At 73.8% G+C, this 18,525-nt stretch carries 24 protein-coding genes and 1 pseudogene; 9 read left to right on the top strand and 16 right to left on the bottom strand.

What is annotated here, in order from left to right:
- Positions 1 to 6: 6 nt before the first annotated feature.
- Complete coding sequence (locus OG799_RS07225) at positions 7 to 600, bottom strand: maleylpyruvate isomerase family mycothiol-dependent enzyme (protein WP_406044274.1); 594 nt, start codon at positions 598 to 600, stop codon at positions 7 to 9.
- A 93-nt stretch (positions 601 to 693) separates the two neighbouring features.
- On the opposite strand from OG799_RS07225, the gene OG799_RS07220 reads away from it, so the two are divergent.
- Complete coding sequence (locus tag OG799_RS07220) at positions 694 to 2,808, top strand: molybdopterin-dependent oxidoreductase (protein ID WP_406044273.1); 2,115 nt, start codon at positions 694 to 696, stop codon at positions 2,806 to 2,808.
- Here the strand turns inward: OG799_RS07220 and OG799_RS07215 are convergent.
- From OG799_RS07215 to OG799_RS07185, 7 genes are all read right to left on the bottom strand, one after another.
- Positions 2,753 to 4,009 carry an MFS transporter gene (locus OG799_RS07215; RefSeq protein ID WP_406044272.1) on the bottom strand — a complete coding sequence of 419 codons (1,257 nt, stop codon included), beginning with the start codon at positions 4,007 to 4,009 and terminating at the stop codon, positions 2,753 to 2,755. The two genes, OG799_RS07220 and OG799_RS07215, sit on opposite strands and share 56 nt — an antisense overlap.
- Before the next feature lie 17 nt (positions 4,010 to 4,026).
- Positions 4,027 to 5,445: an FAD-dependent oxidoreductase gene (locus OG799_RS07210; RefSeq protein ID WP_406044271.1), complete on the bottom strand. Its 1,419-nt coding sequence runs from the start codon at positions 5,443 to 5,445 to the stop codon at positions 4,027 to 4,029.
- A 75-nt stretch (positions 5,446 to 5,520) separates the two neighbouring features.
- Positions 5,521 to 6,018: a GNAT family N-acetyltransferase gene (locus OG799_RS07205; RefSeq protein ID WP_406044270.1), complete on the bottom strand. Its 498-nt coding sequence runs from the start codon at positions 6,016 to 6,018 to the stop codon at positions 5,521 to 5,523.
- Entirely contained in the window at positions 6,018 to 6,344 is a 327-nt protein-coding gene (locus OG799_RS07200; RefSeq protein ID WP_406044269.1) for an ArsR/SmtB family transcription factor, read from the bottom strand. The genes OG799_RS07205 and OG799_RS07200 overlap by 1 nt, the downstream gene beginning before the upstream one ends.
- A 12-nt stretch (positions 6,345 to 6,356) precedes the next feature.
- Positions 6,357 to 7,613, bottom strand: coding sequence for a M28 family metallopeptidase (locus tag OG799_RS07195; protein WP_406044268.1), 1,257 nt, complete (start codon positions 7,611 to 7,613; stop codon positions 6,357 to 6,359).
- A complete protein-coding gene (locus tag OG799_RS07190) occupies positions 7,610 to 7,870 on the bottom strand; it encodes a hypothetical protein (RefSeq protein WP_406044267.1) in 261 nt (86 codons plus the stop codon). The genes OG799_RS07195 and OG799_RS07190 overlap by 4 nt, the downstream gene beginning before the upstream one ends.
- Positions 7,871 to 7,892: 22 nt before the next feature.
- The gene (locus OG799_RS07185) at positions 7,893 to 8,042 is read right to left on the bottom strand and encodes a hypothetical protein (protein ID WP_406044266.1); all 150 of its coding nucleotides are present in this window, start codon (positions 8,040 to 8,042) and stop codon (positions 7,893 to 7,895) included.
- Between the two features lie 85 nt (positions 8,043 to 8,127).
- Here OG799_RS07185 and OG799_RS07180 point away from each other — a divergent pair, with 85 nt between their 5' ends.
- Positions 8,128 to 8,505: an ArsR/SmtB family transcription factor gene (locus OG799_RS07180; protein ID WP_406044265.1), complete on the top strand. Its 378-nt coding sequence runs from the start codon at positions 8,128 to 8,130 to the stop codon at positions 8,503 to 8,505.
- Here the strand turns inward: OG799_RS07180 and OG799_RS07175 are convergent.
- A complete protein-coding gene (locus tag OG799_RS07175; protein ID WP_406044264.1) occupies positions 8,477 to 8,845 on the bottom strand; it encodes a hypothetical protein in 369 nt (122 codons plus the stop codon). The two genes, OG799_RS07180 and OG799_RS07175, sit on opposite strands and share 29 nt — an antisense overlap.
- 88 nt (positions 8,846 to 8,933) lie before the next feature.
- On the opposite strand from OG799_RS07175, the gene OG799_RS07170 reads away from it, so the two are divergent.
- From OG799_RS07170 to trxB, 6 genes are all read left to right on the top strand, one after another.
- On the top strand, positions 8,934 to 9,623 hold the full coding sequence (locus OG799_RS07170; RefSeq protein ID WP_406044263.1) for a helix-turn-helix domain-containing protein: 690 nt from the start codon (positions 8,934 to 8,936) through the stop codon (positions 9,621 to 9,623).
- Positions 9,616 to 10,278, top strand: a complete 663-nt coding sequence (locus OG799_RS07165; protein ID WP_406044262.1) for an arsenate reductase ArsC — start codon at positions 9,616 to 9,618, stop codon at positions 10,276 to 10,278. Before OG799_RS07170 ends, OG799_RS07165 begins: the two co-directional genes overlap by 8 nt.
- A gap of 60 nt (positions 10,279 to 10,338) precedes the next feature.
- Positions 10,339 to 11,082 carry an aquaporin gene (locus OG799_RS07160; RefSeq protein WP_406044261.1) on the top strand — a complete coding sequence of 248 codons (744 nt, stop codon included), beginning with the start codon at positions 10,339 to 10,341 and terminating at the stop codon, positions 11,080 to 11,082.
- Entirely contained in the window at positions 11,079 to 11,264 is a 186-nt protein-coding gene (locus OG799_RS07155; RefSeq protein ID WP_406044260.1) for a hypothetical protein, read from the top strand. The genes OG799_RS07160 and OG799_RS07155 overlap by 4 nt, the downstream gene beginning before the upstream one ends.
- On the top strand, positions 11,264 to 11,671 hold the full coding sequence (locus tag OG799_RS07150; RefSeq protein ID WP_406044259.1) for an arsenate reductase ArsC: 408 nt from the start codon (positions 11,264 to 11,266) through the stop codon (positions 11,669 to 11,671). Before OG799_RS07155 ends, OG799_RS07150 begins: the two co-directional genes overlap by 1 nt.
- Positions 11,672 to 11,738: 67 nt before the next feature.
- A complete protein-coding gene (trxB, locus tag OG799_RS07145) occupies positions 11,739 to 12,668 on the top strand; it encodes a thioredoxin-disulfide reductase (protein WP_406044258.1) in 930 nt (309 codons plus the stop codon).
- Between the two features lie 148 nt (positions 12,669 to 12,816).
- On the opposite strand, the gene OG799_RS07140 is transcribed toward trxB, so the two are convergent.
- The 4 genes and pseudogenes from OG799_RS07140 to OG799_RS07125 form a co-directional block, all read right to left on the bottom strand.
- Positions 12,817 to 13,281, bottom strand: a complete 465-nt coding sequence (locus OG799_RS07140) for a hypothetical protein (protein WP_406046528.1) — start codon at positions 13,279 to 13,281, stop codon at positions 12,817 to 12,819.
- Between the two features lie 92 nt (positions 13,282 to 13,373).
- Positions 13,374 to 13,877 (bottom strand): annotated as a pseudogene (locus tag OG799_RS07135) (FAD-dependent oxidoreductase); the annotation flags it as partial.
- A 401-nt stretch (positions 13,878 to 14,278) separates the two neighbouring features.
- Complete coding sequence (locus OG799_RS07130) at positions 14,279 to 14,470, bottom strand: hypothetical protein (RefSeq protein ID WP_406044257.1); 192 nt, start codon at positions 14,468 to 14,470, stop codon at positions 14,279 to 14,281.
- On the bottom strand, positions 14,470 to 14,700 hold the full coding sequence (locus tag OG799_RS07125) for a hypothetical protein (protein WP_406044256.1): 231 nt from the start codon (positions 14,698 to 14,700) through the stop codon (positions 14,470 to 14,472). Before OG799_RS07125 ends, OG799_RS07130 begins: the two co-directional genes overlap by 1 nt.
- Positions 14,701 to 14,834: 134 nt before the next feature.
- Here OG799_RS07125 and OG799_RS07120 point away from each other — a divergent pair, with 134 nt between their 5' ends.
- Entirely contained in the window at positions 14,835 to 15,071 is a 237-nt protein-coding gene (locus OG799_RS07120) for a GntR family transcriptional regulator (protein WP_319459147.1), read from the top strand.
- Between the two features lie 171 nt (positions 15,072 to 15,242).
- On the opposite strand, the gene OG799_RS07115 is transcribed toward OG799_RS07120, so the two are convergent.
- Genes OG799_RS07115 through OG799_RS07105 form a run of 3 tightly spaced genes read right to left on the bottom strand, consistent with a single transcriptional unit; the run spans position 15,243 to position 18,499 of the window.
- Positions 15,243 to 16,646, bottom strand: coding sequence for an MGH1-like glycoside hydrolase domain-containing protein (locus OG799_RS07115; RefSeq protein WP_406044255.1), 1,404 nt, complete (start codon positions 16,644 to 16,646; stop codon positions 15,243 to 15,245).
- The gene (locus tag OG799_RS07110) at positions 16,643 to 17,461 is read right to left on the bottom strand and encodes a sugar phosphate isomerase/epimerase family protein (protein WP_406044254.1); all 819 of its coding nucleotides are present in this window, start codon (positions 17,459 to 17,461) and stop codon (positions 16,643 to 16,645) included. Before OG799_RS07110 ends, OG799_RS07115 begins: the two co-directional genes overlap by 4 nt.
- Positions 17,462 to 18,499, bottom strand: a complete 1,038-nt coding sequence (locus OG799_RS07105; protein ID WP_406044253.1) for a zinc-binding dehydrogenase — start codon at positions 18,497 to 18,499, stop codon at positions 17,462 to 17,464.
- Positions 18,500 to 18,525 lie beyond the last annotated feature (26 nt).

Raw genomic sequence — 18,525 nt, 5'->3', positions numbered from 1 at the left:
GCCTGGTCAGCCACCGATCGGTGCGCCGCGCCACTGCCAGCGGCCCCGCCGCGGCCGGCCGGGCAGCTCGACGCGTCCCGTGCACCAGCTCAGGGCGGCCCAGGGGTCGACGCCGGACAGCCCGCCCGCCACGTCGGGGAAGAGCCGGGCCACCACCCGGGCACAGAGCGGGCGCGGCGGCTCCAGGTCCACGCCCAGGCCCCGGGCGATGTCGTCGCCGTGCAGGAGCGCCTCCGCGCACCCCATGGCCGCGAAGCCCTCCGGGTCGGCGGTGCCGCTGGGGTGGAAGGCCCGGGCGTGCGCGGAGGTCGCCCGCACCACCAGGGCAAGGATCCGGCCACCCGTCTCGGCGAACTCCAGCAGCTCCGCCGCCGAGGCGTCCTGGTCGGCGGAGGCCACGAAGCGCACGTACCGGCCGTCGGGGCGGGCCACCAGCTGTGCCGCGTACGACAGCAGGGTGTCGCCCAGGTGCTCCGCGGTGTGCCGGCAGTCCCAGTCGAGGGCGCCCGCCGGCGCGGTCCAGTCGGCGTCGACGGCGGAGCCGAGCGCGCTCACCACCGTGGACAGTGCCGCTTCCAGGTCGTCCGCGGTCACGGTCATCCCGTCCTCCCGGTGCGCGAGGGTCGCTGGCACCCCATCCTGCCCCGTTCCGGGGCGGACCGCCGGCCCGGCGGGGCCGGTAGCATCCCTGCCATGTCGCGCGCCATCCACTCCGGCGCCTGCCCGCTGGACTGCCCGGACACCTGCACCTGGCAGCTCACCGTCGAGGACGGGCGGGCGGTCGCGCTGCGGGGCGACCCCGACCACCCGTTCACCCGCGGGGTGCTCTGCGGCAAGGTGAACCGCTACCTGGACGCGGTCAACGGGCCCGACCGGCTCACCCGGCCGCTGGTCCGGGTCGGGCCGAAGGGCGTCGGGCCGGTTTCCTACCGGCCGGCCAGCTGGGACGAGGCGATCGGCCGCGTGGCGGCCGGGCTGCGGGCCAGCATCGACCAGGACGGCCCCGAGGCGATCCTGCCCTACTACTTCGCCGGCACGATGGGCCTGGTCCAGGGCTGGACGATGGGTCCCCGGCTCTTCGCGCACCTCGGCGCGTCCCGGCTGGACACCACGATCTGCACCGCCGCGGCGCGGGCCGCGCTGGGCTCGCTGTTCGGCGGGTCGGTCGGCTTCGAGCCGGAGTCCATCGTGGACGCCAAGCTGATCGTGCTGTGGGGCGCCAACCTGCTCTCCACCAACCTGCACCAGTGGCCGTTCGTGCTGGAGGCGCGGCGGCGGGGTGCGTACGTGGTCAGCATCGACCCGCTGCGCACGGACACCGCGGCGCGCAGCGACGAGCACCTGGCGCCGCTGCCCGGCACGGACGCCGCCCTGGCCCTGGGGCTGATGCGGCTGGTCCGCGACGCGGGTGCCGCCGACCGGGACTGGTTGGACGCGCACACGGTCGGCTGGCCGGAGCTCTCGGCGCGGCTCGACGAGTGGCCGGTGGAACGGGCCGCCGCCGAGTGCGGGCTCGACGTCGCCGTCCTCCGCCGGCTGGGCGAGCGGATCGCCACCACCCGACCCACCGCCATCCGGGTCGGGCTCGGCCCGCAGCGGCACCACGGCGCCGGTCAGGCGATCCGGGCGATCTGCGCGCTGTCGCTGGTCACCGGCGACTTCCGGTACCCGGGCGGCGGCGCGCTCTGCACCACCAGCGGCCACCACCCGGTGCCCGTCGACCCGGTGGTCCGGCCGCGGGACATGCCGGCGCCGCCGGCCCGGTCGATCAACATGAGCCGGCTCGCGGCGGCGCTGACCGGTGAGGCCGACCCGCCGGTGACGTCGCTGGTCGTCTTCAACTCCAACCCGGCGGCCACCGCGCCCGACCAGTCCCGGCTGCGCGCGGGTCTGGGCCGCGCCGACCTGTTCACCGTGGTGCTGGAGCAGCGCTGGACCGACACCTGCGACTTCGCCGACGTGGTGCTGCCGGCCACCATGCAGCCCGAGCACCTCGACCTGCAGACCTCGTACGGGCACCACTACACGACGTTGAACCTGCCGGCGACCCGGGCGCCCGGCGAGGCCCTGCCGAACACGGAGATCTTCCGCCGGATCGCCGCCGCGCTGGGGCTCGACCATCCCCGGCTGCGCGACGCCGACGAGGACCTGGCCCGGCAGCTGCTCCGCGACGCGCCGGTCAGCTTCGAGGAGCTGCGCGAGCGGACGTACGCCCGGGCGACCGGGGTGGTCGTCGGGTCGGCCCCGTACGCCGACGGCGGCTTCCCCACCCGGGACGGCCGGGCCCGGCTGCTCGACCCGGGGCTGGCCCGGCACGGCGTGGACCCGCTGGTCGGCCACACCCCGCCGGTGGAGGCCGCCGATCCGGAGCTGGCCCGGCGCTTCCCGCTGGTGCTGATCTCCCCGGCCGGCCGGTTCTTCATGAACTCCACCTTCGCCTCGCTGCCCTGGCACACCGGCCGGATGGGGCCGCCCCGGGTGCACCTGCACCCGGACGACGCGGCGGCCCGGGGCCTGGCCGACGGCGACGCGGTGCGGGTGCGCAACGACCGGGGTGCGTTCCTGGCGGCGGTGGCCGTCGACGACGCGACCCGGCCCGGTCTTGCGTTCACCTACAAGGCGTACTGGGCGCGGCTGAGCCCGGGCCGGGCCACCGTCAACGCGGTCACCGCGGTACGCGACACCGACCTGGGCGGCGGCCCGACCTTCCACGACACGCGGGTCGAGGTCGAGCCGGTGCCGGCGGAGCTGCTCACGGTGGCGACGGCGCCGGGGCCGGTCCGGGAAACCGCCGGTCCACGCGGCTGAGCATGCCGGCGGCGGCGATCGCACAACACCCGGCGACCATGCCGAGCAGGAGCCGGTAGCCGCCGGCCGAGTGCGGTACGGCAGCCGCGCCGAGGGGCGCGGCGGCCTTGGCGACGGTGACGGACGCCGCCATCCGGCCGGCGATGCTCGCGTACGCGGTGGTGCCGTAGCGGTCCGCGAGCAGGGCCGGCGTGGCGAGGCTGGCGACGCCGAAGCCCAGTCCGAAGCCGACGATCCCGACGACGGCCCCGGCGCGGGTGCCGGCGAGCCAGGGCAGCGCGAGCGCGGCGGTGGCCTGGATGGCGAAGATGACCGCCACGACGGTGGTGACCCGCAGTCGGCGCCGGGCACCGGTGAGGACGAGCCGGCCGGTGACCGACAGGATGCCGAGCAGGCCGGCGGCGGTCGCGGCGAACGTGGCGGGGTGACCACGGCTGACCAGAAAGCCGACGAGGTGCACGGTCATGGTGCTGGTCGCCGCCCCGTGCGCGACGAAGGCGACGACGAGGACTCGGAACCGGGCGTCCCGCGTGGCGGCCCGGACGAGGGCCCGGCGCCGTGCGGGGTCCGGGGCGGCGACCGACGCCGCCGGGGTGCGCGGAGCCGCCGGTCGCCGCCGGACCACGAGAGCGTGCAGGGGCACCGTCACCAGGCCGTGGATGGCGGCCAGGACCAGCAGCGCGCCGCGCCAGCCGAGGTTCGCCACCAGTACGCCGGTCAGCGGCAGGAAGATCGTGCTGGCGAAGCCGGCGACGATGGTGACGGCCAGCAGGGCCGTGCCGCGTTGGTCGGCGTCGAACCAGGTGACGATGACGGCGAAGGCCGGGTCGTAGAGCACCATCGCGCCGGTGACCCCGATGCCGATCATCACGGCGTAGAGCTGGCCGAGGGTGTCGATCCGGGACCAGGCCAGGAGCAGGGTGGTGGCGCTGAGGGATCCGACCGTCATCAGCGCCCGTCCGCCCCGCCGGTCGAGCCACCTTCCCACCGGCACGGCCATCAGGGCTCCGGAGAGGACCGACGCGGTGAGGGCGCCAGTGACCGCCGTGGTGGACGCGTCGAGCGCGGTGGCCATCGGGCGGAGCAGGACGGCGTACGCGTAGTAGAGGGTGCCGTAGCCGACGGTCTGGGTGACGGCGAGGGCCGCGACGATGCGCCAGCCGTGGACACGGTGTCCGCCGACCGTGGGGTCGGCGGACACCGTGGTGGCGGTGGGCATCAACTGCCGCAGCAGCCGCCGGTCTGGCCACTGCCGGCGGCGACGTCGAGGCTGATCAGGCCCAGCGGCGCGGACAGCAGGCCGCCCGCGACGCCGGTGGCGAGGCCACGGCCGGTTGGCTTGGCGGCGGGGGCGGGTCCACAGCAGCTGTCGCCGGTTGCGGTGTCGGCGGGGTTGCTGTTGCAGACCCCGGTTTCGGGCAGGTCGAGCTGGACGTCGCGGGCGGCGTCCCAGTCGCCGGCGAGGGCGGCGACGACGGAGCGGACCTGCTCGTATCCGGTGGCCATGAGGAACGTCGGCGCCCGGCCGTAGCTCTTCATCCCGACGGCGTAGTAGCCGAGCTCGGGGTGCGCGAGCTGGTCCACGCCGTGCGGAGGCACGGTGCCGCAGGAGTGCTCGTTCGGGTCGATCAGCGGGGCCAGGGCGCGGGTCGCTCCCATGATCGGGTCGAGGTCCAGCCGCAGCTCGGCGGCGATGGAGTGGTCCGGCCGGAAGCCGGTGGCGGCGACGATCCGGTCCACGGTGACGGACTCTTCGCTGCCGTCGGCGTGCCGCACGACCACCGCGACGCGCCCGTCGGTGGGGGTGAGAGCGTGCACGGAGAAGCCGGTGAGCAGCCGGATCCGGCCGGCGTCGACGTGCTCGCGCAGCCGGGAGCCGAGCGCGCCGCGCGCCGGCAGGGCGTCGGCGTCGCCGCCGCCGTAGGTGCGCGCCGGTGAGGTGGTCCGGATCGCCCAGGTCACCTCGGTGCCCGGCTCGTCGGCGGCCAGTTCCGCCAGGGACAGCAGGGTGTTCGCCGCCGAGTGGCCGGCGCCGACGACCAGGGTGTGCCGGCCGGCGAACCGGTCCCGGTCAGCGCCGAGGACGTCCGGCAGCGCGTGCTCCAGGTACGCCGCCACGTCGCCCTCGCCCCGGGCGGGCAGGCCGGACGCGCCGAGAACGTTCGGGGTGCCCCACGTGCCGGAGGCGTCGATGACGGCCCGGGCGAGCAGCTCGTCGCCGTCGGCGAGGCGGATCAGGAACGGCGTGGTGTCGCGGCCGGCGGTACGCAGCCGGTCCAGGCCCAGGCGGCTGATCGCCTCGACCCGGGCGCCGTAGCGCAGGTGTGGCTTGAGCTGCGGCAGCTCCGCGAGGGGCTGGAGGTAGTCGGCGACCAGTTCCGCGCCGGTGGGCAGGGCCTCCAGGTCAGGGGCGACCCAGCCGGCCTCGTCCAGGATCCGGCGGGCGGCCGGGTCGATGTCGTACCGCCACGGGGAGAACACCCGCACGTGCCCCCACTGCCGCACCGCCGCGCCGGCGATGTCGCCGGCTTCCAGGACGGTGAACGCGATTCCGCGCTCGCACAGGTGCGCGGCGGCGGCCAGACCGACCGGGCCGGCGCCGATCACGACGACGGGCAGCTCGTTCAGGGTGCTCATCAGACAACTCCTCTGTGTTGAAAACTGTCGAATCAAATAGGTAGACGGCGGCCCGGCTGCTGGGGCCGGGGTTGGTCAGGAGATGACTCGGCTGCGCCGCTCGAGGAGGACGACGTCGCGCCATCGGCCGTGGTGGCGACCCACGCGTTCGCGGACGCCGATGACCCGGAAGCCGGCCCGCTCGTGGAGGCTGAGGCTGGCGGTGTTCTCGGGGAAGACACCGGACTGGATGGTCCAGATGCCGGCCGCCTCGGTGGAGGCGATGACCGTGTCCAGCAGCAGCCGGGCCGCGCCGCGGCCCTGCGCGGCGGGGTCGACGTAGACGGAGTGCTCCACCACGCCGGCGTAGACCGTGCGGGCCGAGGTCGGCGAGACGGCGATCCAGCCGACCACGGTGTCGTTCCCGTCGACCGCCACGAAGCGGTGCGCGGGCAGCTTCCCGGCGTCGAACGCCGCCCAGGTGGGTGCGGTTGTCTGGAAGCTGGCGTGGCCGCCGTCGAGGCCGGCCTGGTAGATCTCCAGGACCCGCTCGGCGTCGTCGGCAGTCATGGGGCGGACGGTGATGCCGGCCATCAGCAGGCTCCGTTCGGGTTGGGGGCGGGTCGGCCCATGACGACGTCGGCGGCGGAGGGGAAGCAGCCGACGCAGGCGTCGTTGATGCGGTAGTGGCGGGCCGTTCCGACCGGCTCGACGAGGACGAACCGCACCTCGGTGAGGATCTTCAGGTGCTGGGAGACGGTGGACTGCGCCAGGCCGACGGCGGCGACGATCTCCCCGACGCTCATCGGTCGGGCGTGGCGGGCGAGGTGCTCGACGATCTGCACCCGGGTCGGGTCCGCGAGGGCCCGGAACCACGACGCGTATGTCTGCGCGGTCGCCCGGTCGAGCAGCTCGTCCACGCCTGCCTCCTTCTATCGTTTATCGCCGATCGACGATGAAAGTGTAGCGGGCGCTGCCGCGGCGAGGCAGACGGTGGCGACGACCAGGCGGGCGATCGCCTCGAGGGTGTCCGGATCGACGCGGTCCGGGGTGTCGGCCGGGCTGTGGTACCCGCCCATGCCGGCGCCGATGCCCACCGCCGCGAGGCCGGCGGCTCCGTAGCGGCGGTTGTCGGAGGCGACCGGCCCGGCGGCGAGGGGGACGCCGGTATGCCGGCCGGCCTGGTCGAGCAGGGCGAGCAGCCCGTGGGCCGGCCCGCCAGCCTCGATAGCGGCGGCCTGGCCGAGTAGGCCGGCGCCATCGACGTTGATGACCAGCGGGTGAACGTCGCTGGCCCGCAGCCGCTGGCTGTGGTGGGCGGAGCCCAGCGCGCCGACCTCCTCGGCGTCGAGCAGCGCGACCGACAGCCCCACCCCGGCCGGCAGTGCGGCGGACAGGATCCGGGCGGCTTCCAGGACCACTGCGACGCCGCTGGCGTTGTCCGCCGCGCCCGGCTGGCGCAGGCCGGGGTGGTCGCCGACGCCGTCGTAGTGGGCGGTCAGCAGCACGTCGACCCCACCCGGCGGCGCCGCGTGGAAGGTGGCGTGGATGTTGGTGCCGGTGACGTCGAGACGGCGCAGCGGGGTGTTTCCGCTCAGCCAGCCCGCACCCGTAGCGGCAGTGGCGAGGACGGCGCGGTGGGTGTCCGCGTCGAGGGTCAGGATGGGCAGCGGTCCCGGGTCCGGGCCGGCGAGGGTCGTGTACTGCCAGCCGTCGGCGTCAACGGCCCGGCTCACCAGCAAGCCGGCGGCACCCTGGGCGTCACCGTAGGCGTCGAACAGGCTCATCCCCGTGGGCACCGCCAGCCACCGGTCCGTCGGATCGCCGCTACCGGCCACGCTAAGCGGGCCGCGCCTGGCCTCGGTGGTGTCGGCGGAGGCCGAGTGGATCGCGACCTCCCGGCCGAAGACCAGGAGTGTCGAGGTCCCGCCCTCGCCCCACACGACCGTCGGCGCCGCGTACACGTCGGGCACGGCACGGACCGGGAAGTCGTCGGTCTCGACCGTCGCGCCGAGCGCGGAGAGGTGGTCGGCGAGCCAGGCACGGGCGGCGGCCCCGCCGTCCGTGCCGACCCGCCGGCCGGCGAAGTCATCCGAGGCGAGGGTGGTGACAGTGGCGGCCATCCGCCCGCCCGCCACCGTCCCGAGGATCGCCGCCACCTGGGCGGCCGATCCCGATACCGGGGTCATCCGCAGCACCCCTGACCCGCGTTCACGGCCTCGATCTTCGCCTCAGTACCGCAGCAGGAGCCCGCCGCTGTGGCGGCCTGCCGGGTGCCGCAGCACGGTCCGGCGGTCGCCGCCTCGCCGGCGGGCGGGAGGATCGATCCGACCGCCTGTGCCGGGCTGCCGCAGCAGGAACCGGAGCCGGTCACGGCCAGGGCGGCGGCCGGGTCCCCGGAGAAACCGCCCGTCGTCGCGGGGGCGGTCTGGGTGTTCTCGCTCATCACCACGTCCTTCCGATCAGGGTTACCGAGGGCCGATCAGGGTGTACGCGCTGGTGCGGGCGCGGTCATAGCGACGTTCCACCCGCTGCGCCAAGGTGGACACCTCGGCGCAGGAGTCGCAGAACCGCACTCCCGCCTGGGCTGCCGCTGACCGCCGAGCCTTGCCGAACATGACGATCCCCTTCCCACGGCGTCTGTCTTGACGTCCGTCGAATCAGAGAGTTGCACGTTGCTTAGACAGATGTCAACCTAGAGGCATGTCAAAGCAAGCGGCATCGCTTCCCGTCATCGACCTCACCGCCGACACGCCGTGCTGCCCGCCGCTGGCGCAGCGCCGGGTGCCGGCCGAGACCGCCGCCGTCCTCGCGCCCGCGTTCAAGGCGCTCGGCGACCCGGTGCGGCTGCAGTTGATGTCGATGATCGCGTCCGCCGAGGGCGGGGAGGCATGCGTCTGTGACCTGACCCCCGCGTTCGACCTGACCGGGCCGACCATCTCGCATCACCTGAAGACGCTGCGCGAGGCAGGCCTCGTCGACGCCGAGCGGCGGGGCACCTGGGTGTACTACCGGGCCCGGCCGGCCATCCTGCGCCAGCTCGCCGCACTGCTCACCGTCGAACAGGCAGCCGCTGCGTGAGCCGCGGCCGGCGCCCCGCGCCGGGCACGCGCTCGGCCAGCGCGGCGATGACGTGGGTGGCGTCGCGGCCGACGCCGCGCAGGGTGTTCGACGAGAACGACCGCTGGAACTCCAGCCGCAGGTAGACAAGCCCCGGGTGGTTGGTGGAGATCCCGCCCGTATGCCGAGGCATACGGCTGCCCTCGAGGGCTCCGAGTGGGGCCAGGTAGTCGAGGTTTGGGCGGTAGCCGGTCGCGAAGATCACCGCGTCGACCGGCTCGGACGTGCCGTCGGGCCAGATGACGCCGTCGGGGGTGAAGGCGGTGAACATCTCCCGGCGGGCGACCGGCTGGCGGCCCATCCGCCGACCGGCGCGCCGATCCGCCCACAACGATCACCGACTCACTCCCGCTTGACAGCTTCGCACTTGCTCAGCGATAGTTGAGTCAATGACTACTGAGCTTGCTTCCCTGCAGGGACGCGCCCGGATCCACGCCGCGCTCGGCGACCCGGCGCGCCTGGCGATCGTGGACGCGCTCACCCTCGGCGACGCCTCCCCCGGCGAGATCGCCCACGACCTGGGCATGCCCACCAACCTGGTCGCCCACCACGTCAAGGTCCTCACCGAAGCCGGCCTGGTCATTCGCGGCCGGTCCGAGGGCGACCGCCGCCGCACCTACCTCCGCCTGCGGCCCGAAGCGCTGGCCACCCTGACTCCGCCGTCGCTGACCGACGTCGGCCGAGTGGTGTTCGTGTGCACCCGCAACTCCGCCCGCTCCCAGCTCGCCGCCGCGCTGTGGGCGAGCCGGGCTGGCACGCCGGCCACCTCCGCGGGCACGAAGCCCGCATCCCGGGTTCACCCCCGCGCCGTCGCCGTGGCCCACCGCCACGGACTCCACCTCGACCCCACCGGCACCGCCCACATCAACCAGGTCGCGCACGACGGGGACCTGGTGATCGCGGTCTGCGACAACGCCCACGAGGAACTCACCGGCCCGGTCCGGCCCCGGCTGCACTGGTCGGTGCCCGACCCGGTCCGCGTCGACACCGACGCCGCGTTCGAGGCCGCCTTCACCGACCTCGCCGCCCGCGTCGACCGGCTCGCCCCCGTCATCAATTCGGGAGACCGTCATGACTGACACCAGCCCGCACCTGCGCGAAGACCTCTCCGTCGACCAGCAGCTCGCCCTGCGCACCGCCGCCACCCGCCTCGCGGCCGAGTTCGACGGCACCTACGGCACCGAGACGGTGGAGCGGTTCCTGCACGCCAGCTACGACCAGTTCGCCACCGTCGGCAGCGTCCCCAACTTCCTGCCGCTGCTCGCCGAGCGGTTCGCCCGCCAGCGGCTGCAGGCCCTCGCCCGCGTCGAGGGGCACCACCGCGACGGCCGCCCGGTCGCATTGTTCCTGTGCACCCACAACGCCGGCCGCTCCCAGATGGCGCTGGGCTTCTTCACGCACCTCGCCGGCGAGCAGGCGGTGGCCTGGTCCGGCGGTAGCGAACCCGGGATCGAGGTCAACCCGGCGGCGGTCGCGGCGATGGCCGAACGTGGCATCGACATCTCCGAGGAGTTCCCCAAGCCCTGGACCGACGAGGTTGTCCGCGCCGCCGACGTGGTCGTCACCATGGGCTGCGGTGACGCCTGCCCCATCTTCCCCGGCACCCGGTATGAGAACTGGGACCTCGACGACCCCGCCGGCCTGAGCCTCGCCGACGTCCGGCCGATCCGCGACGAAATCGAACGCAGCGTCCGCCGGCTGCTCGACGAACTGCACGTTCCCGCCACCCGATAACCCTCATGCCCGGGCCGACACGTGGCTCGGGACGTCACCGCAATGGGAGAGAACAGACTGATGACCATCGCACTTTGGCGGCGCCTGCTGGCCGAGTTCACCGGCACCGCCCTGCTGGTCACCGCCGTGGTCGGCTCCGGCATCATGGCCACCACGCTCTCCCCCGACGACGTCGGGCTCCAACTGCTCGAGAACTCGATCGCCACCGCGCTCGCCCTCGGCGCCCTGATCCTGATCTTCGGCCCGGTCTCCGGTGCGCACTTCAACCCCGTCGTCTCCGCCGCGGACTGGTTCCTCGGCCGCCGCGCCGGCAGCGGCCTGACCGGCCGGAACCTCGGCGGCTACGTCGCCGCCCAGGTCGCCGGCGCGATCGCCGGGTCGATCCTGGCCAACCTGATGTTCGACCTGGCCGCCGTCGACTTCTCCGGCAAGGACCGCGCCGCCGGCAACCTTTGGCTCGGCGAGGTCGTCGCCACCACCGGCCTGATCCTGCTGATCTTCGCCCTGGCCCACTCGGGCCGCGCCTCCGTCGCGCCGGCCGCGGTCGGCGCCTACATCGGCGCGGCGTACTGGTTCACCTCGTCGACCTCGTTCGCCAACCCGGCGGTGACGATCGGCCGGGCGTTCACCGACACCTTCGCCGGCATCGCCCCCGCCTCCGTCCCCGGCTTCGTCATCGCCCAGCTCGTCGGCCTCGCCGTGGGCATCGGTCTCCTGGCCGCGCTCTACCCCGACGCCGGGGAAGCCGCCGACCAGGTCGTCGTGCCGACCGACGAGCGCGACCCGCTCGACCACCGCGCATGAGCACCAACACGGAGCACGGTGGAGCGGACAGGTCGTATCCCGCCCTGCTCAATCCGCCGCGCCCGGCCGGCCGCTACCGGCTGCTCGACCACAACAGCGACCCCGACCGGTCCCTGCCCACAGCCCACGCCGAGGCGCCGGTGAACCGGCCCTGCGACCCGTACTGCCAGAAAGGCTCCTGATGTCCGACAAGCCCAGCGTCCTGTTCGTCTGCGTGCACAACGCCGGCCGCTCCCAGATGGCCGCCGGCTGGCTGCGCCACCTCGCCGGCGACACCGTCGAGGTCCGCTCCGCCGGCTCCGCCCCCGCCGAGACGGTCAACCCGGCCGCCGTCGAGGCCATGCGCGAGGTCGGCATCGACATCACCGACCAGACCCCCAAGCTCCTCGAATACAAGACGGCGGAGTCCTCGGACGTCATCGTGACCATGGGCTGTGGTGACGCCTGCCCCGTCTTCCCGGGCAAGCGGTACGAGGACTGGAAGCTCGAAGACCCCGCCGGCAAGGGCGTCGAGTCCGTCCGCCCGATCCGCGACGAGATCCGCAGCCGGGTGGAGCAGCTCCTCGCTGAGCTGCGCCCCACCGCCTGACCCCGTCACCACCGCCCGCCCGCCGACCACCGTCGGCGGGCGGCTGCACCCTGAGCAGGAGCCCCTCGTGTCCGACCCGCACCGCCTGATCATCATCGGCTCCGGACCCGCCGGATACACCGCCGCCCTCTACGCCGCCCGCGCCAACCTCGCACCCCTGGTCATCGAGGGCAGCCAGTCCGGCGGCGCGCTGATGACCACCACCGAGGTGGAGAACTTCCCCGGCTTCCCCGACGGCATCACCGGCCCCGAACTGATGGACAACCTCCGCAAGCAGGCCGACCGCTTCGGCGCCCAGTTCATCACCGACGACGTCACCCGCGTCGACTTCACCACCCCGACCAAGACCGTGTGGGTCGGCGAGCAGGCCCACCAGGCGCACGCCGTCATCCTCGCCACCGGCTCCGCCTGGCGGCCCCTCGGCGTCCCCGGCGAACAGGAGCTCCTCGGCCACGGCGTGTCCTCCTGCGCCACCTGCGACGGCTTCTTCTTCCGCGACCAGGACATCGCCGTGGTCGGCGGCGGCGACACCGCCATGGAGGAAGCCACCTTCCTCACCCGCTTCGCCCGCAGCGTCACCATCATCCACCGCCGCGACACCTTCCGCGCCAGCCAGATCATGGCCGATCGCGCGCTGAGCAACGACAAGATCCACGTGGCGTGGAACAGCGTCGTCGAGGAGATCCTCGGCAACGACGGCGCCGTCGCCGGAGCCCGCCTGCGGGACGTCCACACCGGCGAGACCCGCGTCCTGGACCTCACCGGCGTATTCGTCGCCATCGGCCACGACCCGCGCAGCGAACTGTTCCGCGGCCAGGTCGAACTCGACCATGACGGCTACGTCACCGTCGACTCCCCCGGCACCCGCACCAACCTGCCCGGCGTGTTCGCCGCCGGCGACCTCGTCGACCACACCTACCGCCAGGCCATCACCGCCGCCGGCACCGGCTGCGCCGCCGCCCTCGACGCCGAGCGGTACCTCGCCGCCAACTCCTGAACCCCCTCACACATGGTCTGCCGGTCAACTGACCGGCAGACCATGTGGCAATGGGGAGATTCTTGCCGTCGCGACGTGGCAGTGTGCCCTGAGTTTGGACCACGACCTCAGCATTGGGCGGGGAGCACGGGTGGACGCGGCAGTGCCGTCACGGTGTTGCCTGTGCGCTGATCCGGGCGGCGATGTCGGCGACGGTGGCCTTCGCGGTGCGGCCGGCGCCCACCAGAGTGGCAGACGTCGGACCGGTCCAGTCGCCGTACCCCAGCAGGTAGAGGCGAGGTTCGTCGACCGAGCGGGTGCCCACAGTGGCGACGACGCCGTCGTGCCGTGGCAATCCGAGGGGCTCGAGGTGGGTGAGGTTCGGGCGGAAGCCGGTGCACCACACCACGGCGTCGCAGGGCTGCTCGGTGTCGTCGGGCCATGCGATGCCGTGGGGGGTGAGCCGCTGGAACATGGGTTGGGCGTGCAGGACACCCCGGTCGCGGGCGTCGCGGACGCTGGGCACCATGACGATGTCGCCGAGGCCGGCGACGCCGCCACCCGCCACGCCGTCCTGGGCGGCGTGGCGGGTGGCCACGCCGAACAGGACCCGGCCGTCGACGTCGTCCGGCATGAACCGCGGAGGGCGCAGGGTGACCCAGGTGGGTCGGCGACCCGGGACACCTCGGCCAGGATCTGGGCCGCGGAATTACCCCCGCCTACGATCACGACGCGCTGCCCGCGGAACGGCTCCGGCGAGGTGTAGTCCACGGTGTGGAGCTGCCGTCCGGCGAAATCATGGCGCCCGGGTATGTCGGGCACGTAGGGGCACTCCCATGTGCCGGTGGCGGAGATGACGTACCGGGCCAACCAGCTACCGGCGGTGGTGTCCACCGCCAGCCGTTCACCCGCCGGCCGCACGGCCCGCACCCGCACCGGCCGGCGCAGCGGCAGGTCGTAGCGCTGCTCGTAGGCGCGCAGGTAGTCCACCACGTGGTCGGAGGTGGGGAACCCCTCGCCCTCCTGTCGCGGCATGCCCCATCCTGGAAGAGGGCTGTACTCAGCCGGGGAAAACAGGCGCAGGCAGTCCCAGCCATGCCCCCACGCCCCGCCCGGCCGGGACTGGGCGTCGAGGATGACATAGTCCAATCCCGCGCGGCGCAGGTAGTAGCCTGCCGCCAGGCCCGCCTGACCGCCGCCGATCACCACCACCTCACGCGACTCGGGCATGCGCGGCACCTCCTTGTGTCCGCCGATCATCATGCCGACTGATCCAGGAGCTCGGGGACGGAGGGCAGGCGCGGACACGGGCACGTTGTCGGTGATCCCCCGGGTACGGCCCTCACCGCTGGTGACGGCGGCTCGGCAGTCGGCCTCCGCCGGCCTGCCGCACTCCTCGCAGCCCGCTCTCGGTGCGTCGACTGGTCCGGGGCTCGTTGCGGCCCCTCCTGTCGACCTGAGGTCAGTCAGGCGCTGCTGGCGTAGTCGGGAAACGGTCTTCGCCTTCGCCGAGCAGCAGCGGCACGTCGTACACCGACAGGTCCGGTCTGGGGCGACGCTCTGCAACTCCCTCCGGACACCCCTCCCTGATCAAGCAACGCGACTCTAATGATTCCGAAGACAGAGATCCCTTACTGCGCTCGACGGAGGCGGTACCGCTCCAACCCATCGGCGCGGTAGCGGTCGAGGGTGAACGTGGCGTCATCGAGCCGGGGACATCCGGAGTCGTTGCACTTGGCGCACAGGTTCCGCTCGTGGAACTCGATGCAGTACGAGGCGAGGACGACGGCGAAGGGGACTCGCGTCAGCAACTCCTCCCCCATCACTCGGCCCGACCCGGAGAGCGGTACTGCTGGCCCAGGGTGAGGAGCGGGGCCCGTTGGTACTCCATAGTCGGCTCGATTGCCCAGTAGTGCGGACGGCCGGTGTTGCGGCGGGCCTGGACCTCGGAGAGGGCCTCCGGACCGAAGGCTCCGGAACGGTTCGGGTAGGCGGTCGCAGGGCCGGTCCGGTCGACCGGTCGCGGACGGCGGTTGAACGGCCAGAGCCTCATGAGATTCCTCCTGGCTGGGGGTTTGCGGACGCCTACCGAAGGTAATACACCTTGTCCTACTCGTACAGCCCGTCCTATACGTCTAGCCCGTACCCTACGGTCTGCTCAGGCTGCGCGTCCATAAGGTTCGGCTCATGGTTGACGAGATGTCGCCGGTGGCGCTCTACATCCAGCTCGCAGACCTCCTCGCCAAGCAGATCGAGGACGGGAAGCTCAAACCCCGCCAGCCGGTCCCGAGCGAGACCCATCTACAGCAGGAGTACGGCGTCAGCCGCGGAACTGTCCGGGCGGCTGTCCGTCTGCTTCGGGAGCGCGGTCTGGTCGTGACGCTGCCGGCTCGCGGTTCTTACGTCGCCGAGCGGAAGCCGTAAGCCCTACCTGCCCGGACTGCCGGCGAGAGCGGGCAGAGCCATTGGTGCATGCCTAGCGGGCTGAACCGCCGCTGCGAGCCGATGGCTTCCCTGCGGGCCGGCGCCACCACCCCGGCCGGGATCGCCTGAGATGCGTGCCCGCCGGCGCCGCCCCGGGGCGACGCCGGCGGCTCACCCCTCGGCGAGGGCGTCGAGCGCCAGGGACGCGGTCCAGCTGAATGCCGGGGAGCCGAGCCCGGCACCGGTGTCCGGGTGGAAGTACTCGTGGCAGCCGCTGCGGGCGACCAACCCGAGCATCGACTCCCGCAGCCCGGCGGCCAGCGCGGGACGGCGGTGGGTGAGCAGCCCCCGCCACAGCAGCCAGCTCGTGTTCAGCCAGCTCGGGCCGCGCCAGTAGCGCACCGGCTCGAAGTCGGGGGCGGTGCGGTCGTGGGTGGGCAGCGGGCGGTCCATCCGGGCCGCCAGGCCGAACCGGGGCGAGCATGCCTCGGTCAGCACCGCCCGGACCTGCCGGGCCGGCAGGTCGGGCAGGATCAGCGGCATCAGCCCGAGCACCGTACGGGCCGGGATCAGCCGGTCGGTGCGCAGGTCGCGCGGGTGGAAGGTGCCGGTGTCCGGGTCGTACAGCCGGTCCACCAGGGTCGCGGTGATCCGGGCCGCCCGGGCGCGGTGCGGCCCGGGGTCCGCGCCGACCACCGCGGCGATCCGGGCCAACGCGTGCTCGGCCACCCCGAGCGCCGCGTTGAGCAGCGGGCATTCCACCAGGAAGGGATGCCGGCCGGCGAGCCCGTCGTCGCCGTAGCCGCCCGCCCGGTAGGACGCGACGATCGCGACGTAGCGCGCGTAGTCCAGGTCCGTGGGGCGGTGCGCGGCGTCGGCGTGCGCGGTGTCGTGCCGCCGGTACGCCCCCATGACGTCGGCGTCGGCGGGCACCGCGGCCATCGGGGCGTCCCAGGCCGGGCTGTTGTCCAGCCCCGACTCCCAGGGGTGCACGAGGCAGGCCAGCCCGGCGCCGCCCACGTCCCGCCGGCCGGTCAGGTACCGCTGCTGGGCGACCAGCCGCGGGTAGAGCCAGCGCAGGGCCCGTACCGAGGCCTCCGACGGTGCCCGGCGGTGGGTCAGCCACGCCGCCGGGGCGTGCACCGGCGGTTGGACGATGCCGGAGGTGACGGCGGTCGGGGCGCCGTCGGCGCGGGCCGAGTCCCAGAACTCCGGCCCCGGGAAGTACGACCCGACGCGCAACGCCGGGTTGAACACGATGTGCGGCACCCGCCCGTCGGCCCACTGGGCGGCGAAGAGCGTCCGCAGTTCGCGCCACGCCCGGTCGGGCCGGACGTGGGCCAGGCCGACGGCGATGAACGCCGAGTCCCAGCTCCACTGGTGCGGGTAGAGGGTGCGCGAGGGCACGGTGTGGTCGTGCTCCCAGTTGCCGTCGAGGGTGGCGACGGCCAGCCGGCGCAGGTTCGCCGCCCGCTCCGGCCCCGGCCCGGGGGCCGGCGGTGCCACGTCCGGCCCGTCCGAGGTGGCGTCCGGTCCGGCGGCGGGGCCGCGCCCGCCCGCCGGTCCGGCGCTCATGCCGCCGCCTGCCACGGCTGGGCATGGGTGAGCACTGCCGCGGCCTGCCGCAGGGCGGCGAGCGGATCGCCGCGCAGCCGGCACTCCAGCGCCAGCCACCCCCGGTAGTCGATGTCGTGCAGGGTGTGCAGCAGCGCCGGCCAGTCCAGGTGGCCGGCCCCGGGCTGGTACCGGTTGGAGTCGCTGACCTGCACGTGCCCCAGGTACGGCGCCGCGGCGCGCAGCGCCGCGGGCACGTCGTCCTCCTCGATGTTCATGTGGAAGGTGTCGGCGACCACCCGGACCGAGGGCAGTCCGACGGCCGCGCAGAGGGCGACGGCCTCGTCGAGCCGGTTGACCATGTGGTCCTCGTACCGGTTGAGGGGTTCCAGGAAGAGGCTGACGCCCTCGGCCCGGGCGTGCTCGCCCAGCTCGCCGAGGGCGTCTACGAGGACCTGCCGGTCGCCGTCGGGCGAGCGGGGCGGTTCGAAGGGCGGCAGCCGGCGGGAGAACATCCCCCAGGCGGCGGGGGTCATCGCGCCGATCCCGCCGAGTTCGGCGATCACCGAGAGCTGGGAGCGGAGGTTGCGCACCGCGTCCCGGGAGCGGTCCGGGTCGAAGTCGCCGATGAAGTGGTCCATGTCGACGCAGACGGTGGGCATCGGCACACCGTCGGCGCGGGCCCGGCGCAGCTCCGGCAGCCGCCGGGCGAACGCGAGGTCACCGCGGCCGCGCAGCTCGATGGCCTGGTAGCCGAGCGTGGTGGCGAGGGCGAACTTGTCGGACAGGGAGGCGCCCGGGAGCAGCTGCTCCTGGCAGGCGAGCGGAATGGCCATTCAGAACCTCAACACGACTTGGAGGACGTCACCGTCACCGCGGTCGAGCAGCGCGAGGGCGTCGGCCACCGCGCCCGCGTCGACGACGTGGCTCACCAGCGGCAGCGGGTCGATGCTGCCCTCGGCCACTAGGTCCATGAAGGTGTGGGCGATCCGGGGTCCGGTCCACCGGCCGGCCGTGCCGGGTGCCGGGGTTGGCCCGGAGACCTGGGCCGCCACCAGCTGGATCCGGTTGTGGTGGAACTCCTCGCCGAGTCCCAGCCCGAGGGCGTACCCCTGGTAGAAGCCGGCGGCCACGACGCGCCCGGCGTGGGTGGTGGCGCGGATCGCCTCGTGCAGCGCCGGGTACGACCCGGACAGCTCCAGGCAGACGTCCGCGCCGCGACCGTCGGTGGCCGCGCGGAGCACGGCGGCGGCGGAGTCGACGGCGGCGTCGACGACCCGCCGGGCGCCGAAGCGGGTGGCGAAGTCCAGCCGGGCGGGCACCCGGTCGACCGCGACCACCCGGGCGCCGGAGAGGGCGGCCAGCCGGGTGCCGAGCAGGCCGATCACCCCCTGGCCGAAGACGCCCACCCAGTCGCCGAGGTGCAGGTCGCCGGCGAGCACCGCGGTGAGGGCGATGGCGCCGGGTCGGGCGAAGACGGCGGTGAGCGGGTCCAGCCCGCGGGCCAGCGGCTGGACCGCGCCGGCCGGCAGGACGGCCTCGGCCCGGTGCCCCCAGATGCCCCAGACGACCTGCCCGGGGCCTCGGTCGGCGACGTCGGCGGCGACCTCGACGATCTCGCCAACCTCCTCGTAGCCGAAGCCGGTCACCGGGTAGGCGGCGGGCGCCTGGCGGGGCACGAACATCCGGGTGGCGTCGTCCCAGTCCTTGCTGAGCCGGGGGTTGCTGCCCCGGTAGAGGGTCAGCTCGGTGCCGGCGGAGATGCCCGAGTAGCAGGTGCGGACGCGGACCTGGCCTGGGCCGAGCGGATCCGCGGGGCAGGGCTCCAGGCTGACGCGCCGAGGCCCGGCCAGGGAGACAACCCAGTTGGGCATGGCGTCGCTCCGAGGAAAGTGCCGGA

Source organism: Micromonospora sp. NBC_00898, assembly GCF_045207895.1.
GTDB lineage: Bacteria > Actinomycetota > Actinomycetes > Mycobacteriales > Micromonosporaceae > Micromonospora.
The sequence above is the reverse complement of the archived record's forward strand: the minus strand, read 5'-3'. Positions and strand labels throughout refer to the sequence as shown.

Bases quoted from the DNA above. Each gene is read 5' to 3' on its own strand.
- OG799_RS07205 (WP_406044270.1), bottom strand. From the start codon at position 6,018: ATGGCCGGCATCACCGTCCGCCCCATGACTGCCGACGACGCCGAGCGG.
- OG799_RS07130 (WP_406044257.1), bottom strand. From the start codon at position 14,470: ATGGGGGAGGAGTTGCTGACGCGAGTCCCCTTCGCCGTCGTCCTCGCC.
- OG799_RS07155 (WP_406044260.1), top strand. From the start codon at position 11,079: ATGAGCACCAACACGGAGCACGGTGGAGCGGACAGGTCGTATCCCGCC.
- OG799_RS07175 (WP_406044264.1), bottom strand. From the start codon at position 8,845: ATGGGCCGCCAGCCGGTCGCCCGCCGGGAGATGTTCACCGCCTTCACC.
- OG799_RS07125 (WP_406044256.1), bottom strand. From the start codon at position 14,700: ATGAGGCTCTGGCCGTTCAACCGCCGTCCGCGACCGGTCGACCGGACC.
- OG799_RS07185 (WP_406044266.1), bottom strand. From the start codon at position 8,042: ATGTTCGGCAAGGCTCGGCGGTCAGCGGCAGCCCAGGCGGGAGTGCGG.
- OG799_RS07225 (WP_406044274.1), bottom strand. From the start codon at position 600: ATGACCGTGACCGCGGACGACCTGGAAGCGGCACTGTCCACGGTGGTG.
- OG799_RS07195 (WP_406044268.1), bottom strand. From the start codon at position 7,613: ATGACCCCGGTATCGGGATCGGCCGCCCAGGTGGCGGCGATCCTCGGG.
- OG799_RS07150 (WP_406044259.1), top strand. From the start codon at position 11,264: ATGTCCGACAAGCCCAGCGTCCTGTTCGTCTGCGTGCACAACGCCGGC.
- OG799_RS07110 (WP_406044254.1), bottom strand. From the start codon at position 17,461: ATGGCCATTCCGCTCGCCTGCCAGGAGCAGCTGCTCCCGGGCGCCTCC.
- OG799_RS07165 (WP_406044262.1), top strand. From the start codon at position 9,616: ATGACTGACACCAGCCCGCACCTGCGCGAAGACCTCTCCGTCGACCAG.
- OG799_RS07115 (WP_406044255.1), bottom strand. From the start codon at position 16,646: ATGAGCGCCGGACCGGCGGGCGGGCGCGGCCCCGCCGCCGGACCGGAC.
- OG799_RS07120 (WP_319459147.1), top strand. From the start codon at position 14,835: ATGGTTGACGAGATGTCGCCGGTGGCGCTCTACATCCAGCTCGCAGAC.
- OG799_RS07140 (WP_406046528.1), bottom strand. From the start codon at position 13,281: ATGCCGGACGACGTCGACGGCCGGGTCCTGTTCGGCGTGGCCACCCGC.
- OG799_RS07220 (WP_406044273.1), top strand. From the start codon at position 694: ATGTCGCGCGCCATCCACTCCGGCGCCTGCCCGCTGGACTGCCCGGAC.
- OG799_RS07160 (WP_406044261.1), top strand. From the start codon at position 10,339: ATGACCATCGCACTTTGGCGGCGCCTGCTGGCCGAGTTCACCGGCACC.
- OG799_RS07210 (WP_406044271.1), bottom strand. From the start codon at position 5,445: ATGAGCACCCTGAACGAGCTGCCCGTCGTCGTGATCGGCGCCGGCCCG.
- OG799_RS07190 (WP_406044267.1), bottom strand. From the start codon at position 7,870: ATGAGCGAGAACACCCAGACCGCCCCCGCGACGACGGGCGGTTTCTCC.
- OG799_RS07180 (WP_406044265.1), top strand. From the start codon at position 8,128: ATGTCAAAGCAAGCGGCATCGCTTCCCGTCATCGACCTCACCGCCGAC.
- OG799_RS07105 (WP_406044253.1), bottom strand. From the start codon at position 18,499: ATGCCCAACTGGGTTGTCTCCCTGGCCGGGCCTCGGCGCGTCAGCCTG.
- OG799_RS07170 (WP_406044263.1), top strand. From the start codon at position 8,934: ATGACTACTGAGCTTGCTTCCCTGCAGGGACGCGCCCGGATCCACGCC.